The organism is Haliea atlantica (genome assembly GCF_054779855.1).
The window spans coordinates 644,449-662,519 of record NZ_BAAGXL010000003.1 but is presented as its reverse complement, the minus strand read 5'-3'; the positions used below and the strand labels follow the sequence as shown (position 1 = coordinate 662,519).

Annotated in this window: 16 protein-coding genes; 8 read left to right on the top strand and 8 right to left on the bottom strand. The window is 67.4% G+C overall.

Features of this window, described 5'->3' with window-relative positions; genetic code table 11:
- The first annotated feature begins 30 nt into the window (after nt 1–30).
- Both ACYVGS_RS03080 and ACYVGS_RS03075 read left to right on the top strand, forming a co-directional pair.
- On the top strand, nt 31–930 hold the full coding sequence (locus tag ACYVGS_RS03080) for a LysR family transcriptional regulator (RefSeq protein ID WP_460587167.1): 900 nt from the start codon (nt 31–33) through the stop codon (nt 928–930).
- On the top strand, nt 923–1,447 hold the full coding sequence (locus ACYVGS_RS03075) for a SprT family zinc-dependent metalloprotease (RefSeq protein ID WP_460587166.1): 525 nt from the start codon (nt 923–925) through the stop codon (nt 1,445–1,447). Before ACYVGS_RS03080 ends, ACYVGS_RS03075 begins: the two co-directional genes overlap by 8 nt.
- A gap of 4 nt (nt 1,448–1,451) precedes the next feature.
- Here ACYVGS_RS03075 and ACYVGS_RS03070 read toward each other — a convergent pair whose 3' ends face one another.
- Nucleotides 1,452–4,385 (bottom strand): DUF748 domain-containing protein, encoded by a 2,934-nt coding sequence (locus ACYVGS_RS03070; protein WP_460587165.1) that lies wholly within the window; start codon nt 4,383–4,385, stop codon nt 1,452–1,454.
- A gap of 57 nt (nt 4,386–4,442) precedes the next feature.
- Nucleotides 4,443–5,441, bottom strand: coding sequence for an AraC family transcriptional regulator (locus ACYVGS_RS03065; RefSeq protein ID WP_460587164.1), 999 nt, complete (start codon nt 5,439–5,441; stop codon nt 4,443–4,445).
- Between the two features lie 168 nt (nt 5,442–5,609).
- On the opposite strand from ACYVGS_RS03065, the gene ACYVGS_RS03060 reads away from it, so the two are divergent.
- Genes ACYVGS_RS03060 through ACYVGS_RS03040 form a run of 5 tightly spaced genes read left to right on the top strand, consistent with a single transcriptional unit; the run spans nt 5,610 to nt 10,298 of the window.
- Entirely contained in the window at nt 5,610–6,785 is a 1,176-nt protein-coding gene (locus ACYVGS_RS03060) for an acyl-CoA dehydrogenase family protein (RefSeq protein ID WP_460587163.1), read from the top strand.
- 13 nt (nt 6,786–6,798) lie between these two features.
- Complete coding sequence (locus tag ACYVGS_RS03055; RefSeq protein ID WP_460587162.1) at nt 6,799–7,572, top strand: Rossmann-fold NAD(P)-binding domain-containing protein; 774 nt, start codon at nt 6,799–6,801, stop codon at nt 7,570–7,572.
- 11 nt (nt 7,573–7,583) lie between these two features.
- Nucleotides 7,584–8,717 (top strand): CaiB/BaiF CoA transferase family protein, encoded by a 1,134-nt coding sequence (locus tag ACYVGS_RS03050; RefSeq protein WP_460587161.1) that lies wholly within the window; start codon nt 7,584–7,586, stop codon nt 8,715–8,717.
- A 22-nt stretch (nt 8,718–8,739) separates the two neighbouring features.
- Complete coding sequence (locus ACYVGS_RS03045; RefSeq protein ID WP_460587160.1) at nt 8,740–9,525, top strand: enoyl-CoA hydratase/isomerase family protein; 786 nt, start codon at nt 8,740–8,742, stop codon at nt 9,523–9,525.
- A 5-nt stretch (nt 9,526–9,530) separates the two neighbouring features.
- Nucleotides 9,531–10,298, top strand: a complete 768-nt coding sequence (locus ACYVGS_RS03040) for a Rossmann-fold NAD(P)-binding domain-containing protein (RefSeq protein WP_460587159.1) — start codon at nt 9,531–9,533, stop codon at nt 10,296–10,298.
- 52 nt (nt 10,299–10,350) lie between these two features.
- On the opposite strand, the gene rapA is transcribed toward ACYVGS_RS03040, so the two are convergent.
- From rapA to ACYVGS_RS03025, 3 genes are all read right to left on the bottom strand, one after another.
- Nucleotides 10,351–13,113, bottom strand: a complete 2,763-nt coding sequence (rapA, locus tag ACYVGS_RS03035; RefSeq protein WP_460587158.1) for an RNA polymerase-associated protein RapA — start codon at nt 13,111–13,113, stop codon at nt 10,351–10,353.
- Between the two features lie 117 nt (nt 13,114–13,230).
- The gene (locus ACYVGS_RS03030) at nt 13,231–14,046 is read right to left on the bottom strand and encodes a TatD family hydrolase (protein WP_460587157.1); all 816 of its coding nucleotides are present in this window, start codon (nt 14,044–14,046) and stop codon (nt 13,231–13,233) included.
- 74 nt (nt 14,047–14,120) lie between these two features.
- A complete protein-coding gene (locus tag ACYVGS_RS03025; protein ID WP_460587156.1) occupies nt 14,121–15,053 on the bottom strand; it encodes a LysR family transcriptional regulator in 933 nt (310 codons plus the stop codon).
- A gap of 297 nt (nt 15,054–15,350) precedes the next feature.
- Here ACYVGS_RS03025 and ACYVGS_RS03020 point away from each other — a divergent pair, with 297 nt between their 5' ends.
- Nucleotides 15,351–16,628 carry a hypothetical protein gene (locus tag ACYVGS_RS03020; RefSeq protein ID WP_460587155.1) on the top strand — a complete coding sequence of 426 codons (1,278 nt, stop codon included), beginning with the start codon at nt 15,351–15,353 and terminating at the stop codon, nt 16,626–16,628.
- Between the two features lies 1 nt (nt 16,629).
- Here ACYVGS_RS03020 and ACYVGS_RS03015 read toward each other — a convergent pair whose 3' ends face one another.
- The 3 genes from ACYVGS_RS03015 to ACYVGS_RS03005 all read right to left on the bottom strand — a co-directional run bounded on the left by ACYVGS_RS03015 (nt 16,630) and on the right by ACYVGS_RS03005 (nt 18,023).
- On the bottom strand, nt 16,630–17,205 hold the full coding sequence (locus tag ACYVGS_RS03015) for a class I SAM-dependent methyltransferase (RefSeq protein ID WP_460587154.1): 576 nt from the start codon (nt 17,203–17,205) through the stop codon (nt 16,630–16,632).
- A gap of 45 nt (nt 17,206–17,250) precedes the next feature.
- A complete protein-coding gene (locus tag ACYVGS_RS03010) occupies nt 17,251–17,715 on the bottom strand; it encodes a cold-shock protein (protein ID WP_460587153.1) in 465 nt (154 codons plus the stop codon).
- A 95-nt stretch (nt 17,716–17,810) separates the two neighbouring features.
- On the bottom strand, nt 17,811–18,023 hold the full coding sequence (locus ACYVGS_RS03005; RefSeq protein ID WP_460587152.1) for a cold-shock protein: 213 nt from the start codon (nt 18,021–18,023) through the stop codon (nt 17,811–17,813).
- Between the last annotated feature and the right edge of the window lie 48 nt (nt 18,024–18,071).

Sequence of the window (18,071 nt, the reverse complement as noted above, 5' to 3'; positions counted from 1 at the left end):
AGTGCGCAGTTTGCCCGGGGAGGGTCTGCCATGCGTTATACCCTGCGACAGCTGGAAGTGTTCCTCGCCACCGCCCGCCACGAGAGCGTCAGCCAGGCCGCCGTCGAACTCGCCCTGTCCCAGTCGGCGGTCAGCGGCGCCCTGCGCGACCTGGAAAAGCAGTTTGATGTGGTCCTCTTCGACCGTGTCGGCAAGCGGCTGTACCTGAGCGAGTTCGGGCGCGAGCTGCGCGCGCCGGCGGAGGACGTCCTGGCCCGGGCCCGGGAGCTGGAGCAGTCCCTCGGCGGCAGCAGCGTGCGCGGGCGCCTGCGGGTAGGGGCCACGCTGACCATCGGCAACTATCTGGCGGTACCCATGATCGCCGCCTTCCGCGAGCGTTATCCGGAGGCGGATGTCCAGCTGGAGGTGGCCAATACGGCGAGCATCGCCGCGCGGGTGGCCGACTACACCCTGGACATGGGCCTGGTGGAGGGGGAGTTCAATCACCCGGACCTGTCCCTGCAGCCCTGGCGGGGTGATGAGCTCTGCGTGTTTGCCGCGCCCGGGCACCCGGTGCTGGCGCGGGGAGATCTCGATGACGCGGGCCTGGTGGCCCAGGACTGGATCCTGCGCGAGCCCGGTTCGGGCACACGCCAGGCCTTCGATCGCGCGATGCACGGTATACTGGCATCGATGAATGTGGTCCTGGAATTGCAGCACACGGAGGCGATCAAGCGCGCGGTCGAGGCGGGACTGGGGCTCGGCTGTCTCTCGCGCATCAGCCTGGAGGACGCCTTCCGCCGCGGTTCCCTGGTGCCCGTGGCCGTCCCCGGGCGGGACCTGCGGCGCGGCCTGGGCATCCTCTTGCACCGCCAGAAGTACCAGGGGCCGGCGCTGCGCGCCTGGCTGGCCCTGTGCCGGGAGCGCGGGGAGGCCGGCGCAGATGCCTGAGCGCGCACCGGTTCTCGACACCCTGCAGCGGGGAGCGGTGGATTCGGCGGTCCGCGACTACCTGCATCTGGCTTCCCTCGAACTGGGCCGCAGCGTGCCGGTACCGCCGGTGCGCTTCGACCTTTCCGGGCGTAGTGCCGGCATGTTCCGGGCCAGGGGGCGCGAGTGTGAATTGCGCTTCAATCCCTGGATTTTTGCCCGCTACTACGACGAGAACCTGAGCGAAACCGTGCCCCACGAGGTGGCGCATTACCTGGTCTGGTGGCAGTTTCCCCGCCGCCGCACGCGGCCCCACGGGGCCGAGTGGCAGGCCTGGATGTGTTTTTTTGGCGTGGAGCCCCGGGTCACTTTCGATCGCGATATCAGCGGCCTGCCCCAGCGGCGCCAGCGCCGATTCCGCTACCGCTGTGACTGCAGCGAGCACAGCCTGTCGACCACCCGCCACCGGCGGCAGGAGCGCGGCGAGGCGCGCTACCAATGCCGTCGCTGCGGCGGCCCCCTGCGCCGCGCCCCCTGAAGCCTCAGGCCGCCACTTCCATGATGGCGGCGCTGCTGCCGGACTCGCTGTCATCGGCGCTGTCGATGGTAATCCGCTCCGGCGCGATGCCCGCCTGGTTGACCAGGAAGCGTTTGACCGCCGCCGCGCGCTCGCTGGCGAGGGCCGGCAGCGCAGTCTCCGGCAGCGCCACGGCGTCGCGCACGGCGCGGTAGCGGGCCTGGGTGGAGGGTTTTTCCGCTTCCGCGCTGGCAGTGGTAGCCGGCAGCGCGGCATAGCGCTGGTCGATGGCCGCGGTCCAGGCCTCGCTGCGCTGCTCCAGATCCGCCGGGCTCAGCCCCTGGGCGAGCAATTCATCCCGCAGGCGCGCTTCCCGCAGTTGGCGGCCATCGGTCTTCGGGTTGACCTGGCCGCTGACAATCAGCTCCAGGGCAGGGCGCTGCTGCAGGGCCGCGGCGAGGTCTCCGAGCTTGCCGGCACTGTGCTCATCGAGGTCGACACTGCCGGCGGTGAAGTCCACCTGGCGCAGATCCGCTTCACTGCCCACGAGGCTCGCCAGCAGGTTGAAGGGCGCGGTGACGGCCTGGCGCAGGAGGTTGACGAAGGCGCCGGCAATTACGCTGCCGAGGCTGAAGCGCGGGTTGTTCAGGTCGCCACTGACCGGTACGTCGAGGTCGATCACGCCGCGGCTGTCGGTGAGCAGGGCAATGCCGAGCCGCAGGGGCAGGTCGAGAGCGCGCTCGGAATCCACCTGCTCTCCCAGGCGCAGCTGGCTGATCACCACCTGGTTGCGCCCCTGCAGACGGCTGTCCTCCAGCTGATAGTTCAGGTCCACGGTCAGGGTGCCCCGCTCGATGGCATAGCCCGCATAGGTGGCGGAGTAGGGACTCAGCCGCGCCATGTCGATGCCGCGGAAATTCAGCGCCAGCTCCAGGTCGGGCGGGCTGCGCAGGGGCAGTGCATGCCCGCTCAGGGAGACCGGGGCATAGCCGTCTACCGCACCGTCCAGATCGATCACCACGCGGGCCTCGGGGTCGAGGCGGAAGCCGGTAATGCTGCCTTCGAGGTCGCCGATCACGGTGCGAAAGCGGATCGGCAGGGATTCGTCCATGAAGTCCAGTGCGCTGTCGGCCACCTGGATTTCCGGGACCGCGACCTGCCAGTCCGGGGACGCCGGCTCCGCGTCGGGCCCGGATGCAGTGCTGTCACTCGCGGTTTCCGTGGGCGATGCCTCGCTTTGCGCAGCGAGCTGTTCGCCGCCATCGGGCGCGCCCTCGCGCTCGCCCGAGGCGGCTTGCGTGTCGTCGTCGGCCGCCAGCACCCGGGTCAGGTTGACCCGCCCCTGGGGGTCGATGTGCAGGCGCCCGCTAAAGCCGTCCAGCAGGACGCTGCCGACCGTCACCTGGCGCTGGGGCAGGTCGATGTCCACCGCCTGCCAGGCGAGCTGGTCCCAGCTGGTCAATTCATTGTCGGCGCCGCGAATCAGGATCAGGAAATCCTCGATGCCGCCGTCCAGCGAGATCCTAGAGGGGGTGAAATCCTGCAGGGTCAGCTGGGCCTCGCTGCCCAGGTGGCCATCGCCGATTTCCGCGCGCAGGGCGGCGGGCAGGTTGGGGGCGAACCAGGCGAGGGGCAGCGACTGCAGGCTGGCTTCCAGCTGGCCACTGCCGCGACCGACGTCCACCTCGCCGTCGAGAGAAAACGTCGCGGTCTGGTTGATGCGCAGGTTCAGCGCTAGCGGTGAGGCCGCCTCGGCCGGCCACTCCAGCTCGCGGACCTCGGCGCTGATCGGTGCCACGGTCAGCGCGGGCTCGGTAAAGGGGCTGCGCCAGTGGGCGCGGCCCTCGGTGAGGCTCAGCTGTTCCAGGGAGGCGCGCCAGGTATCCACTCCCGCGGCCTGCTCCCCCGTCTCCGCCGGCTGTTCGGCCTTTGCCGCGGTGTCACCGCTTTCCGGCTCGGCCGCCGGCAGCAGTGCCAGCAGGCTGATCTGTTCCCCCTCCTGCCAGCCAGACACATCCAGGCCCCGCAGTGCCAGGGACTCTGCCCCGAGCCGCTGTTCCGCCAGGTCGAGGTTCAGGGCCTTCAGGTTCAGGGCCTGCAGGCGCAGGTGCGTGTCCGGCCAGGCGCCGGTGTCGCGGGGCCGGGCGGCAATCTCGCGCAGGGTGATTTGGCCGCCGTCCACCCGGGCCTGAAGCTCGTTTTGCCAGTCGAGCGCGAAGCCGGAGGACAGGTCCAGGCTGCCGGCCGACAGGCTAAAGGGCAGCAGCGGATCGGCGCGGCGCACGGCGGGCGCGAGTTGCAGTGCGTCGATGACGAGGTCGCCCGCCAGGCTGGCGTCGCCGAGCGCGAGGCTGCCCTCGGCACCGATTGCACCGCCCTCCCTGGCCTCCAGGTCGAGCCGGTAGAGCCCCCGCTCCCCGGCCAGGGTCGAGAGATCGCTGACACGCAGCCCGAGCTTGTGGACACCGCTGCGCCACGGCGTCGACAGCGTGCGGTCCTCCAGCGTTACCTCCCCGCCGCTGAGGTAGAGCTCCTCGAGCCGCAGGGGAAAGGGTTTACCCGGGGGGGATTGCGGTGCCGCTTGTTCACCCTCGGGAAGCATCGCCAGCAGATTGAGGGCGCCGTCGGCCCCCTGCACCAGGTGGACCCTGGGCCCCAGCACGGTGACGTCCTGCAGCAGCAGCGCGCGTTGCCACAGGCTGGCCAGGCCCAGGTTGGCGTGCAGGTATTCCACCGACAGCATCGCTGTGTCGTCGCTGTCGCGCAGGACACCGCGCCGCACTTCCAGGGTCAGGGTGAAGGGGTTGAAGAGAATCAGTTCGCTGTGGAACTCGCGCTGCAGCTGCTCGCGAATCAGGTGGTGGGGCAGGATGTTGAGCAGGGGCCAGACCAGGAAGATCACCAGCAGGACCCAGCCCAGGTAGAGACCGATGCACCAACGTACCACTTTCCGCAACATGTCCGCTCCCTGCACACTTTCCGTGCCGGACACTATAGCGGACTGTGCCCTGGGCCGCTAAATGCCCTTCCGGTAACTGTAGGGCGTGACGCCGGTCCAGCCCTTGAAGGCGCGGATAAAGGCGCTGGACTCGGAGAAGCCGGCGCGGTGGGCGATTTCCTCGATGGACAGGCCCTGTTTGCCGAGGAAATGCAGGGCGGTATCCCGGCGCAGCTGGTTCTTGATGTCCTTGAAGGTCGTTCCCTCGGCGGCCAGGCGCCGACGCAGGGTCTGCGGGTGCAGGTCGAGGCGGGCGGCGACATCCGCCAGCTCCGGCAGGTCCTGCAGGCGCGGGCGCAGGATGTCGCGCACCTGGGTGGTCCAGCTGTTGCGGGCGAAATTCTGGGTCAGCATCATCAGCACCGGGTGGCGCAGGAAGTGACGCAGGCTCTGTTCGTTCTGCACCACCCGCTTGTCCATCTGGCTGGCGGCGAAGACCAGCTCGCAGTGCGCGGCGCCGAAGTGAACGGGGTTGGCCAGGAACATGTGGCGATAGTCATCGGCGGTGGCCGCCGGCTCGTAGGCCAGGTTGACCGCCTGGATGGGCAGGTGCTCCTGGACCAGCCAGCTGCCGAAACGGTGCAGGTTGAACAGCAGCAGTTCCACCATGTAGGGGTCACAGTGGCGCCGGGTGTCTTGCACCACGCGGATTCGGACCACCTCGTCGTCCTCCTGGAAAACCAGGTAAGGGAAGGATTCGAACAGCTGGTAGAAGCGGCAGTAGCGGTGCAGTGCCTGGCCCAGGGTCTCGCTGCCGATGACCGCGTGACACATCATCGACCAGCTGCCGATGGGCGCGCGCCGGGTGGCGTAGCCGAGGCTCTCGTCGCCCATGGCGAGCATGGTGCTTACCTGCAGATCGGCGAAGCGTTCGATGGAGATGCGCGCATCGGCCTCCCGCAGCAGCCGCGGTGAAATGCGATTGCGGCGCAGTAACTGCATCGGGTCGAGCCCTATGGCCACGGCATTGCGCAGGACCGCGCGGGCGAAGTAGACCGAAATAGACAGATTGCGCATGCGTGAAGGTCCCCTTTACCCGACCTGCTGCAGGGTCGGGCTTGTTATTGTGCCATAGTGCGATTTCCGCGCTGTTCGTCCCGGTCAATAAAATTGTCGGACGCGGTCATTGTTGGCCCTTGCGGTGCCACGCATAATCCGGGGCTCATGTCAAAAAAGGTACCCGTGATGTTGCCGCGTGATTTCACCGAAGAACAGCAGTTGTTCCGAGATGCCTATCGCAAGTTCCTGGCGGCGGAGATTGTGCCGCACATGGAAAGCTGGCGCGAGGCAGGGATTGTCGATCGAGAGGCCTTCCGCAAGGCGGGGGAGCAGGGCTTCCTCATGGTCTGGCCCGAGGAACGCTACGGGGGCATGGGCGACAGCGACTTCCGCTTCGAGCAGATCATCATGGAGGAGGCCGCTTACGCCCGGGTCGGTGACTGGTACTCCACCCTGCACAGTCGCCTGGTGGGCCCCTACCTCACCCGCTTCGGTAGCGAGGAACAGTGCCAGCGCTTCCTGCCCGGGTGTGTGCGCGGCGAGACCATCCTGGCGATTGCCATGACCGAGCCCGACGCCGGCAGCGACCTCGCGGGCATGCGCGCCACCGCGGTGGAGGCCGACGACCACTGGGTGCTCAAGGGCGCCAAGACCTACATTTCCAACGGCATCAACGCCGACCTGGTCATTGTCGCGGCGAAGACCGACCCCCAGAACAATCCCCACCACATGACCCTTTTCCTGGTAGAGCGCGGCATGCCGGGCTTCGAGCGCGGTCGCAACCTGCGCAAGATGGGCCTCAAGGCCCAGGATACCGCTGAGCTCTTTTTCAACGAGGTCAAGGTGCCCAAGGCCAATGTCCTGGGCGAGCCGGGCAAGGGCTTCGTCTATCTCATGGAGGGCCTTGCCGAGGAACGCCTGATCGGCGCCGTCGGCTACCTGGCCGCGGCCCAGCTGTCCTGGGACCTGACCGCCGAGTTCGTGCGCGAGCGCAAGGCCTTCGGCAAGCCCCTGGCGGCCTTTCAGAATACCCAGTTCCGCATGGCGGAAATGCGCTCCCAGCTGGATTTTGCCCAGACCTATGTCGACCAGTGCGTGCGCGCCTTCAACGCCGGTGCTCTCACCGCAGTCGATGCGGCCAAGGCCAAGCTGGTCACCTCCGAATTGCAGGTGGCTGCCGCGGACCTCGGTGTGCAGCTGCATGGCGGCGCCGGCTACATGGACGAATACCCGATCAGCCGCCAGTTTACCGACGCGCGCATTTCCCCGATTTACGCCGGCACGTCCGAGGTGATGAAACTGATCATCAGCCGCGACTGCCTGGGCGAGTCCTACCAACCCTTCAATACCCGCAATTTCTGACAGGAGAAACGTTATGGATCTGCAAGGAAAAGTTGCCCTGGTCACCGGTGGCGCCTCCGGCCTCGGCCGCGCCACGGTGGAAGCCTATGTCGCCAAGGGCGCGAAGGTTGCCATCTTCGACCTGAATGAGCAGAACGCCCAGGCCGTGATCGACCAGCTGGGCGCCGACAAGGTGGCCTTCTGGAAGGTCAATGTGGCCGACGAGGACAATGTCCGCGAGGCTGTGGCCGGCATCGTGGAGAAATTCGGCGCCCTGCACATCTGCAACAACTACGCGGGCATCGGCAGCGCCTGCAAGACCCTGAGCAAGAAGGGCGTGTTCCCCATGGAGCAGTTCATGCCGGTGATCAACGTCAACCTGGTGGGCACCTTCAATGTCGCCCGCTTTGCCGCCGAGCAGATGGCCAACAACGACCCGATCAACCAGGACGGCGGCCGCGGCGTGATCATCAACACGGCCTCGATTGCCGCCATGGAAGGCCAGGTCGGTCAGCTGGCCTACAGCGCCAGCAAGGGTGGCATCGTCGGCATGACGCTGCCCATGGCGCGGGACCTGGAAGCCTACGGCATCCGCGTCAACACCATCGTGCCCGGCCTGATCCACACGCCGCTGTTCGAGTCGCTGCCGGAGGCCGCCTACAAGTCCCTGGAAAACAGCGTATGCTACCCGCACCGCCTGGGGCGGCCCGAGGAGATCGCCCACCTGTCGGTATTCATCGCCGAAAACGACTACCTGAATGGTGAGTGCGTCCGCCTGGACGGCGCGATTCGCATGCAGCCGCGCTGAGGAGGGATTCCATGGGACCGCTAAACGGTTTTACTGTCATCGAGCTGGCGGGCATTGGCCCGGCACCCATGGGTGGCATGATCCTCGCTGACATGGGCGCCGAGGTGATCCGCATCGAACGCGCGGGGGGCGCCGACCTGCGGCAGATGAAGGATGTCAGTGGCCGCGGCAAGAAATCGGTGGTGCTCAACCTGAAGAGCGAGGAGGGCGTCGAGACCCTGCTGCGCATGGTTGAGAATGCCGACGTGCTGATCGACCCCTACCGCCCCGGTGTCTGCGAAAAGCTGGGTGTGGGCCCCGAGGTCTGCCTCAAGCGCAACCCGCGGCTGGTGTTTGCCCGCATGACTGGCTGGGGCCAGGAAGGGCCCCTGGCCCAGGCCGCGGGGCACGATATCAACTACATCTCCCTGACCGGCGCCCTGTTTGCCACCGGTCGCGCCGGCGAGAAACCCGTGCCGCCCCTGAACCTGGTCGGCGACATGGGCGGCGGCGGCATGCTGCTGGTCAACGGTGTACTGGCGGCGCTGCTGGAAACCAGCAACTCGGGCAAGGGCCAGGTGATCGACGTGGCCATGGTCGACGGTGCGGCCCAGCTGATGTGGATGTTCCACGGCTTCCACGCCATCGGCGGCTGGGATGCCTCCCGCCGCGAAGCCAACCTGCTGGATGGCGCCGCGCCCTTCTACGACACCTACGAATGTGCCGACGGTCAGTACATTGCCGTGGGCTCCATCGAACCGCAGTTCTATGCGCTGCTGTGCCAGCTGGCGGAGCTACCCGAGGACCTCTTCGCCAACCAGCACGACCGCGAGCGCTGGCCGGAGATGAAGGCGCGCCTGACCGAGGTGTTCCGCAGCAAGACCCAAGCCCAGTGGTGCGAGATCATGGAGGGCACCGACGCCTGCTTTGCCCCGGTGCTGTCCTTCGTCGAGGCACCGGCGCATCCGGCCAACCAGGCCCGCAACACCTATGTCGAGGTCGACGGTGTGGTACAGCCGGCGCCGGCCCCGCGCTTCAGCCGCACGCCCTCCGAGGTCAACCACGGGCCCAAGGGCCTGGGTGAAGACACCGACAGCGTGCTGCAGGCCATGGGTTTTGCCGAGGAAGAAGTCCGCAAGCTGCGCGAATCCGGTAGCATTGGCTGACCCGAGACTACAAGGAATTGTCATGCCAGAGAGTTTTGAAACAGTAAGCGTCGAACAGCGCGGCTCGGTCGCGCTGCTCAGCTTCAATCGCCCCGACAGCCTGAACGCCTTCAACGCCGCCCTGCGCCGGGATATCCTGGCGGCGGCAGAGGCGGTGAATGCCGACGACAGCATCCGTGTCGTGGTGCTGACCGGGGCGGGTCGGGCCTTCAGTGCCGGCGCCGACCTGGCGGAAACCCAGGCCGATGACTTCGACGTCGAGGCCCAGCTCAACCGCGAGTACAAGCCGGCGCTGATGGCGATCACCGAGTCGCCCAAGCCCTGGATCAGCGCGGTAAACGGCGCCGCCGCCGGTATCGGCAGTGCCTTCGCCATGGTTTGCGACCTCACGGTGATGGCCGAGAACGCCTTTATCTACCAGGCCTTTGCGGCAATCGGTCTGATTCCGGATGGCGGTGCCACCTGGCATCTGGCGCGCACGGTGGGTCGCAAGCGCGCTTTCGAGCTGATCGCCGGCGGTGAAAAGCTGGCGGCCGCACGCTGCCAGGAATGGGGGCTGTGCAACCGCGTCGTGGCCGCCGACGCCCTGGTGGACGAGGCCGTGGCCTGGGCGGAAGAGCTGGCCGGCAAGGCACCGCTGTCCCTGCGCTACGCCAAGCAGGCCCTGAATGCGGCGATGGAGGCGGACGTTGCTGCCACCATTACCGACGAGGCACGGCTGCAGAAGGTCTGCATCGACAGCGATGACGCGAAAGAGGGCGCCACGGCATTCCTGGCCAAGCGCGCACCGGTGTGGACGGGGCGCTAGCGCTCATGCGGCAGCTGTTCGACGTCAGTGACAAGGTGGCCCTGGTCACCGGGGGCTCCCGCGGCATCGGCGAGATGATCGCGGCGGGCTTTGTCGCCAACGGCGTGAAGACCTACATCACGGCCCGCCGCGAGGGGGAACTGCGGAAGACCGCCGAGCGCCTCTCGGCGCAGGGCGAGTGCATTCCGCTGGTGGTCGACCTGTCGACCCTGGCGGGTGTCCGCCAGCTGGTGGGGGAACTCACCGAGCGAGAATCCGGCCTGCACATCCTGGTCAACAACGCCGGCACCAGCTGGGGCGCCCCGCTGGAGGCATTCCCCGAGACCGGCTGGGACAAGGTCATGGACCTCAACCTCAAGTCGATGTTCTACCTGACCCAGCAATTGCTGCCGCTGCTGCGGGCCGCCCGGCGGGACGAGGATCCCGCCCGGGTGATCAATATCGGCTCCGTGAACGGGCTCACCAACAGCCACATGGACAACTACAGCTACGCCGCGAGCAAGGCCGCGGTGCACCACATGACCCGCCAGCTCGGGGCCGAGCTGGCGCGGCAGGGGGTCAATGTGAATGCAATTGCCCCGGGCTTCTTCCCCAGCAAGATGACCGCCCACCTGCTCGAGGACGAAGCGGCGCTGGTGAAGGACTTTCCGATCCCCCGCCTCGGCAGCCCCGAGGATGCCGCCGGTTCGGCGATCTATCTGTCCTCCCGGGCCTCGGCCTGGATGACCGGCCACGTGCTGGTGCTGGACGGCGGCCTGGTGGCCCAGGCCTGATCTTCCGGGCCCGCCGACCCGCGGCAGGCCCGTCTTTCCCCCTCGTCGATTCTCAGGTCGTCACGATCAGGCGCAGTGCCTGCAGCTGCAGGCCGGCGTGCTGGATATGCAGGGCACTCTCCTCGATGCGCCAAGCCAGATGGTCGAGCTCTTCCTGGCGGATGGACGGGTTTACCTGGCGCAGTGCCGTGAGGCGTTCCAGCTCGGTACCCAGGCTCTCGCGCATGTCGCTCTCCGCGGCGCTCAGGATCGGCGCCAGGCGCGACTCGGCTTCCCGTTTGGCCTGGGTCACGCGGTCCTCCACATCGTTCTGCACCTGGCGGATGATCGCCAGGGCCGTCTGCTTGTTGACCTTTTCCACCAGCGGGTCGAGCCTGGCGCTGGGCACCAGGCGGGCCAGATCCTTGCCGCGGGCGTCCATCAGCAGGCGCATGGGGTGGAAGGACAGGAAGCGCTCCAGCTGCAGGTTGCGCGGGGCCACGCAGTTCACCGTGAACAGGCACTCCAGCAGCAGGGTGGCCGGGGGGATGCCCTTGAGGCTGAGGGTGCCGATGGCCGCGTTGCCCAGCTCGGTGGAGTGCACCATGTCCATGGCTTCCAGCAGCATGGGGTGCTCCCAGCTGAGGAACAGCAGGTCTTCCCGGGCCAGGGCCTTGTCCCGGGCGAAGGTCAGGCTGGTGCCCTCGTCCCCGAGCCAGGGGAAGTGGCCGGTCAGCATGTGATCGGTGGGGCGCAGGATCAGGGCCTGCTCGGAGTGGTATTCGTGTTCCACGCCGTAGGCTTCACAGAGGGCCTCCAGGTAGCCCTGGAGGCTGTCGGTTTCCTCCAGGTCGCGGATGCGCTCGATCAGCGCCGCGGCCTCGGCGGGCTTGCAGGAATTGCGCTCCAGCAGCCGGTCGCTCCCCTCGCGCAGCTCCCGGCGGGTGGCGTCGGTGAAAGCCGCGGTCTCGGTCAGCAGGGCGTCGAAGTCTTCGCTGCGCTGTTCCAGTTGCGTCTGCAGGCGGTCCTCAAAGTGCTCCAGGATCAGGCTGCCGGCGGAGCAGGGTTCGGCAAAGACGCCGACGCCGCGATCGTACCAGTCGAGCAGGGTTTCCTGGGCACTGCCCTCCAGGTAGGGCACGTGGATGTTGACGTCCCCCTGCTGACCGATGCGGTCGAGGCGGCCGATGCGCTGTTCCAGCAGGTCCGGGTGCAGGGGCAGGTCGAAGAGGATCAGGTGCTGGGCAAACTGGAAGTTGCGCCCCTCGCTGCCGATTTCCGAGCAGACCAGGGTCTGGGCACCGTTCACCGCGTCGGCAAAGTAGGCCGCGGCGCGGTCCCGCTCGAGAATCGACAGGCCCTCGTAGAAGGCGGCGGAGCGGATCCCGGCGCGCAGGTGCAGGTGGTGCTCCAGGGCCACCGCGGTGCGGGCATTGGCACAGATCACCAGGGCCTTTTCCGGGCGCAGCGCTTTCAGGGTGTCGACCAGCCAGCTGACCCGCGGGTCAAAGCTGAGCCAGCTGTCGTCGTGGTAGGGCATCTCGGGGTAGAGACGCTCCTCCAGGTCCAGGCTGGCCAGGGCGTAGGCCTCGGGGTAGGGCAGGGGGTGCCGGTGCAGCACCCGCTGCGGGAAGCCGCTGATGGCCGCTCGGGTGTTGCGGAACAGCACCCGCCCGGTACCGAAGCGGTCGAGGATCTGCTCCACCAGCTGCGGCCTTGGTGTGTCGGGGTCGAGGCCCTCGGGCAGGTCCGCGGGCGCGGGCTCCCCGCGCTCCAGGGCATCCACCAGGTCACTCCACTGGCGGTAGGTCTCGGACTCGGCGAGGAAGGCTTCCAGGCTGTGGAAGCGGTCGGGGTCGAGCAGGCGCAGGCGGGCGAAATGACTTTCCACGCCGAGTTGCTCGGGGGTAGCGGTGAGCAGGAGCAGGCCGGGACTGGCGGCCCCCAGCTGGGCCACGAAATGGTAGTCCTCCCCCGCCTGCTCCGGCGACCAGTGCAGATGGTGAGCCTCGTCCACCACCACCAGGTCCCAGTGGGAGGCGAGGGCGAGGTCGCGGTAAGCCGGCTCGTCGAAGAGATCCAGGGGGCAGAGCACCAGCTGCTCACTGTCGAAGGGCGCCGGATCGTCGATCTCCGCCAGCCGCTCGGCGTCGAAGAGCGCAAAGCGCAGCTGGAAGCGGCGCAGCATCTCCACCAGCCACTGGTGCAGCAGCGCCGGCGGCACCAGCACCAGCACGCGGCTGGCGCGGCCCGTCAGCAACTGCTGCTGCAGAATCATGCCGGCCTCGATGGTCTTGCCCAGGCCGACCTCGTCCGCCAGCAAAACCCGGGGGGCGTGGCGTTGCCCGACTTCGTGGGCGACGTAGACCTGGTGCGGCAGCAGGCTGGTGCGCGAGCCCAGCAGCCCGCGCACAGGGGTGCGCTGCAGGCGATCCAGGTGGCGGAAGGTGTCCATGCGCAGGACGAAATCGCTGTTGCGATCGAAGTGCCCGTTCATCAGCCGCTGGCTGGGCGTGACAATCTGCACGAAGCCATCCAGTTCCAGCTCGGAGATGGTGAGCTCTTCCTCGTGGTGGTCGGTGCCGGTATACAGGAGCAGGCCCATCTGCTCGTCGACCCGGGTCACCACCAGTTCGACGCCCTGTACCGTCGCGATGTGATCGCCCGGCTTGAAGCGCAGACGCGTCAGGGGGGCGTTGTCCATGGCGTAGGTGCGATCCTCGCCCACGGCGGGGAAGGTGAGAGTGACCCGCCGGGGCTCCACCTCGACCACCACCCCCAGGCCCAGTTGACTGTCCGCGTGGCTGATCCAGCGTTGACCGACAATATATTGCATGTGTCCCCGTGTCCGGCTGCGGGCGCCGGGGCGCCCTCAAAAGCCGCACATCTTACCACTGACCGCGGGCGAGGTCGGCCCCGGCGGGCAATTCCTGTGGATCCTTCCTGTGCCCGCTCAGGCTTCGTCGGGGAAGAAGAGCCGCAGACTGTTGCGCTGGACCTGTTCCAGCAATACCTCCGGGTCCAGTCCGTGGATCTCGGCGACCTTTTCCGCCACGAAGGGCAGGTAGTAGGGCGCGTTGGGCTTGCCCCGGTAGGGCACGGGTGTCAGGTAGGGAGAGTCGGTCTCCAGCAACAGTTGCTCGATGGGGGTTGCCGCCACCACCTCGCGCACGTTGTCGGCGCGGTTGAAGGTGGCGATGCCGTTGAAGCCGAGCATGAAACCTTCGCCGAGGCAGAATTCCGCCAGCTCGAGGCTGGAGGTGAAGCTGTGAATCACGCCCCGGCGACGCAGGCTGCTGCGGAAGTTTTCCAGAATGGTGCGGGTGTCGTCATCGGCCTCGCGGGTGTGAATCACTACCGGGAGGTCGAGGTCTGCCGCCAGGGCCAGTTGCTGCTCGAAGGCGCGCCACTGTGCCCGGCGGTCGGCGTGGTCGTAGAAGTAATCGAGACCGATCTCGCCGATGGCGACCACCCTGGGGTCGCCGGCCTGTTCGCGGATGCGCTCCAGCACCTCACTGTCCAGGCCCTCGGCTTCGTGGGGGTGGATGCCCTGGGTCGCCCAGACGTCGTCCTCGCGGTGGGCCAGGGCCAGGACCGGCCCGAGGTTGTCCGGTGATACCGCGATGGTAATGATGCGCTGGATGCCCACGTCGCGGGATCGCTGGAGCGTGGCTGTCAGCTGTTCGCCGTCGAGGTAGTCGAGGTGGCAGTGGGTTTCGATCAGCGGCGTACGGTAGCGGGGAATGTCGCGTCGACGGCTGGCGCTCATGGAGCCTCGGCTTTCGGGAAATGGCGTCACAGGATAGGGGAACTCGGCTCCGGGGGAAAGTGCCGCACCGCCCGCTAGGGCCGGTCCAGGCTGCCCAGGGTTTCCAGGATCTGTTGCCACAGCCACTGGTGCAGGGCGGAGTGTTCGGTGCGCCGGTGGCCCACCAGCATATAGCGAATCTGGTAGTCGATGTCTTCGGGGTTGGCCAGGGCCACAATGCCCTGGGTCGCGATCTGGTTGCGCATGATGTAGGCCGGTCCGGGCATGAAGTAGTCGGTGGAGCGCAACACCTCCAGGGCGGTCATCAGATGGGAGATCTCCAGGGAGCCCTGTTGCGGATCGCGCACCCGCAGGAAGCTCTCGGAGGTCCGCACCAGTTCGATCTGTTCAAAGTCGGGCAGGTAGACCCGGATCACCGGATACAGCGCCAGGCGCTCCCAGGTCAGGTCGCCCTGGGTCAGGGGGTGGCCCTCGCGCACCAGGATCGCCGGTGGCGCGGTGCCCAGGGGAAAGGCCCGGAAGTCCTCGGGGTAGTGGGCCTGGGCGATGTGGATGACGAAATCCAGGGCGCCGCTGGCGAGTTGCTCCAGCTGGTTCTCCACCCGGGTGATGACCCGGATCGACAGGCGCGGGGCCAGCTCGTGGAGGCGCCGGATCAGGCCCGGCAGCAGGGCCATGCCGATGTACTCCGACAGGGCCAGGGTCACCTCGCCGGTATAGTGCCAGGGATCGAACTCGGGGCCCCGCAGCAGCCGCTCCACCTCCGTCAGCAGGGGGCCCAGCTCGCGCTCCAGTTCCCGCGCCCGCGGGCTTGGCTGCATGCCGCCGCTGCTGCGGGTAAACAGCGGGTCGTCAAACAGTTCGCGCAGGCGCCCCAGGGTGCGGCTCATCGCCGGCTGGGTAATGTGCAGGCGCCTGGCCGCGCGGGAAACCGAGCACTCCTGCAGCATGACCTGCAGGGCCACCAGGAGGTTCAGGTCGACCTTGTGCAGTTGCGGGGAGTTCACCCTAGACTATTACCTGAATGCATGATTTCAATAAATTAAATACATTAGGACTATATCAAGCCCCTGGCTATAATTCGAGCATCTGAAATTGGTCGCTGCGCGTTTTTCTCCCCTGGATCGCGCGCAGCACCCGTCCAGGTCCGTGACGTCAGATTTCCACCCGCCGCAAGGCGGGTTTTTTATGGCTAAGGCGCAGGCCACAGGGGCCGTGAAGCAAGGGCCACAGGGCCCGCTGCACACCTGCCCCTCCCCAGCCTATACTGTGCACCCGCGTCAGATTTCGCCACGGAGTGCCCCATGACTGCCCACCCCTTCCTGCCCTGGCTCGGCGGCATCATCCTTGCGCTGAGTATGGGCTGTGCCAGCCTGCAGGCCGCGACCCGTTACGGCGAGGATTTCGTCCGCCTGGGGGGCGACTGGCCCGAGACACGCGCCTGGCGCGCACCGGGTGAGCGCGTGCGGGAGGTCGGTCCGCAGCACCGGGAGCAGTTGCGGGAACTGGAAGCCCGGCTGCAGGCCAGTGAGCAGGCGGCGGGCCCCTATGCGCCAGCCCTGGCGGAGGCGCTGAATGATCTCGGGCGGCTCTACCGGGAGGCCGGTGAGCTGGATCAGTCGCTGCGGGCCTACCGGCGCGCGCTCCACGTCGTGCGCATCAACCAGGGCCTGTATAGCGAAGGGCAGCTGCCCTTGCTCAGGCAGGTGCTGGAGGTGCAGGGCCTGCGCGGCGACTGGCAGGCGCTGGACGAGCGCTACGATTACTACTTCCGCGCCCTGTCGGCCCAGGCGGGGGAGGACCTGGAAGCCGTGCTCGAGTACCTGCGCTGGCAACGGCAGGCCCTGCGCCTGGAATTCGACAAGCGGGAAGACCAGCGCCTGCTGCGTCTGCTGGGGCTCAATGCCGACCTGCTGCAGTCGGGCGCCGCGCTGGACGCCCCCACTCACTGGGCCCTGCTGGAAAGCCAGCTGCACAACCTCTACCTCTTGCAGGCCTGGCAGGCGCCAGTGGTGATGCAGCGGGACACCGGCCTGCGCAGCGCCGCGCTCGCCGGGGTTCCCATGGAGTTGTCCGCGCGGGAGCAGCGCCTTATCAACCTGCAGCGGAGCGCGGTGAACGAGGGAACGGTCCTGCTGGAGCAGTTCCTCGCCCGGCCCGACCTGGGGGATGTCGAGTTGCGTGCCCGCGCGCACCTGGCGCTGGCCGACTGGGAGCAGTGGAATGGCCGCCGCGGTGCCCTGGAGCGCTATGCCTCCCTGGTCGCCTGGCTCGACAGCCAGCAGCGCGAGGACCTGCGCCGGGCCTGGTTTGCCGAGCCGGTCGAGTTGCCCGACAACGGCGTATTCTGGCGCCCCGGCGATGCCGAAAGCGCGGCGGTGCTCGCCGACTACAGCGTCTCGCCAGAGGGGCGGGCCCGCGGGGTGGACACTCGCGCCGGCGACGAGGCGGCGCGGGGCTACGCCATCCACCTCTATCGGCAGTTGCTGTCCACCCGCTTCCGCCCGGCCTTTGGCGACGCTGGCGCGCCGCAGATGGTCGAGGGTCTGGAGCGGCGCTACCGGGTATCCGCGCGGCGCTGAGTCAGGCGTTCTCGATCACCAGCAGGGCCCCGCGCGCCTCAATGCTGCCGCGGCACTGCCAGGGCAGCAGCTCCGCGCAGTGGCGCTCGACACAGCCCTGGGCCATGTCCAGGAAGGGCTGACGCTCGGGGTCGGCGACCACGATGTGCTTGACGCCCGCGCGCAGGGCGCGGTTGATCAGGTTGCCCACGGGGCGGGCCAGTTCATCCCAGAAGCAGATATCCGCCGCGATCAGCATGTCGTAGCCCGCCAGCTCGCGACCGGTGATTTTCTCGAAGCGGGCGACCCGGTGGCGGGTCGCCACGCCATTCAGTTCCGCGGTGGCGTCGAGGAAAGGGAATACCGCGGGGTCGGCGTCCACCGAGGTCACGCTCGAGCCGAGCTGCTTGGCGCACCAGATGCCGCTGATGCCCCAGCCGCAGCCGACGTCGAGGACACGCTGACAGTGTTCGGGACGCTGACGGTGCAGGTAGTCAATCAGCAGGGCGCTGGACTTCCACAATTTGTTGCCGTGAATGCCCGGTACATGGCCCTGGCGGCGAACGCGCCGAATCGCGGGGTGGCTGGCGGTGGGCATGACAACGCCCCGGAAGCGCCGCGCATTCGCTTTTGAGTTGGCCATTCAGCCGGCCCGCTCGAGGACTTCAACGTCCTCTGCCTGTGGGCCCTTGCGGCTGCTGGCGGTGTGGAAGGCCACCCGCTGACCGTCCTGGAGGCTGCGGCGTCCCTCGCCGCGGATGGCGCGAAAGTGCACGAAAATTTCCTCGCCGTTGTCGCGAATGATGAAACCGAAACCCTTGTTGCGGTTGAACCACTTCACGGTGCCCTGTTCGCGGTCCTCGCCGGCGGGCGCCGCCGCCCGGCTTCCGCTGTCGCGCTTGCGAGTCGGTGCGGCTCCGCTGTCAGCGCCGCGGCTGTCTGCCAGGCGCGGCGCGCCATGGATGGCGAGCGCGGTGAGCAGGGTGGCCGCCAGGAAAGCGATCAGAAGCAGGGGGTCGATGAGGCGGTCTTGCTGGATGAAGCTGGTGGTGATGGTGGCAATCAGGGCGATCAGCGCACTGAGAACAAGTTTGCCTGTCAGGTGCATGGGTTCCTCTTTTTCCGTGGGGTGTAGAACATCGCTTCCCCGCAGGGGGGAAGTCCCGTCAATCTGTCGCGAGGGGGCTGTGCTAGCCCCGTCCCCTAGAGCTTTTGTACGTCTTCGGCCTGCAGGCCCTTGGGCCCGGCAACCAGCTTGAATTCCACGGCCTGGCCTTCGTTCAGGGTCCGGTAGCCTTCGCCCTGGATGGAACGGAAGTGAACGAAGACGTCGTCGTCGCTCTCTTCCCGGGTGATGAAGCCGAAACCCTTGGCATTGTTGAACCACTTGACCGTGCCGCTGACCCGCTCACTCATACCGCATACCTCGGTGTTGCTCTCTGATTATTATTGGGTGGCGTTCTG

Coding starts and splice junctions, on each gene's coding strand:
- ACYVGS_RS03080 (WP_460587167.1), top strand. CDS start 31: ATGCGTTATACCCTGCGACAGCTGGAAGTGTTCCTCGCCACCGCCCGC.
- ACYVGS_RS03075 (WP_460587166.1), top strand. CDS start 923: ATGCCTGAGCGCGCACCGGTTCTCGACACCCTGCAGCGGGGAGCGGTG.
- ACYVGS_RS03070 (WP_460587165.1), bottom strand. CDS start 4,385: ATGTTGCGGAAAGTGGTACGTTGGTGCATCGGTCTCTACCTGGGCTGG.
- ACYVGS_RS03065 (WP_460587164.1), bottom strand. CDS start 5,441: ATGCGCAATCTGTCTATTTCGGTCTACTTCGCCCGCGCGGTCCTGCGC.
- ACYVGS_RS03060 (WP_460587163.1), top strand. CDS start 5,610: ATGTTGCCGCGTGATTTCACCGAAGAACAGCAGTTGTTCCGAGATGCC.
- ACYVGS_RS03055 (WP_460587162.1), top strand. CDS start 6,799: ATGGATCTGCAAGGAAAAGTTGCCCTGGTCACCGGTGGCGCCTCCGGC.
- ACYVGS_RS03050 (WP_460587161.1), top strand. CDS start 7,584: ATGGGACCGCTAAACGGTTTTACTGTCATCGAGCTGGCGGGCATTGGC.
- ACYVGS_RS03045 (WP_460587160.1), top strand. CDS start 8,740: ATGCCAGAGAGTTTTGAAACAGTAAGCGTCGAACAGCGCGGCTCGGTC.
- ACYVGS_RS03040 (WP_460587159.1), top strand. CDS start 9,531: ATGCGGCAGCTGTTCGACGTCAGTGACAAGGTGGCCCTGGTCACCGGG.
- rapA (WP_460587158.1), bottom strand. CDS start 13,113: ATGCAATATATTGTCGGTCAACGCTGGATCAGCCACGCGGACAGTCAA.
- ACYVGS_RS03030 (WP_460587157.1), bottom strand. CDS start 14,046: ATGAGCGCCAGCCGTCGACGCGACATTCCCCGCTACCGTACGCCGCTG.
- ACYVGS_RS03020 (WP_460587155.1), top strand. CDS start 15,351: ATGACTGCCCACCCCTTCCTGCCCTGGCTCGGCGGCATCATCCTTGCG.
- ACYVGS_RS03015 (WP_460587154.1), bottom strand. CDS start 17,205: ATGCCCACCGCCAGCCACCCCGCGATTCGGCGCGTTCGCCGCCAGGGC.
- ACYVGS_RS03010 (WP_460587153.1), bottom strand. CDS start 17,715: ATGCACCTGACAGGCAAACTTGTTCTCAGTGCGCTGATCGCCCTGATT.
- ACYVGS_RS03005 (WP_460587152.1), bottom strand. CDS start 18,023: ATGAGTGAGCGGGTCAGCGGCACGGTCAAGTGGTTCAACAATGCCAAG.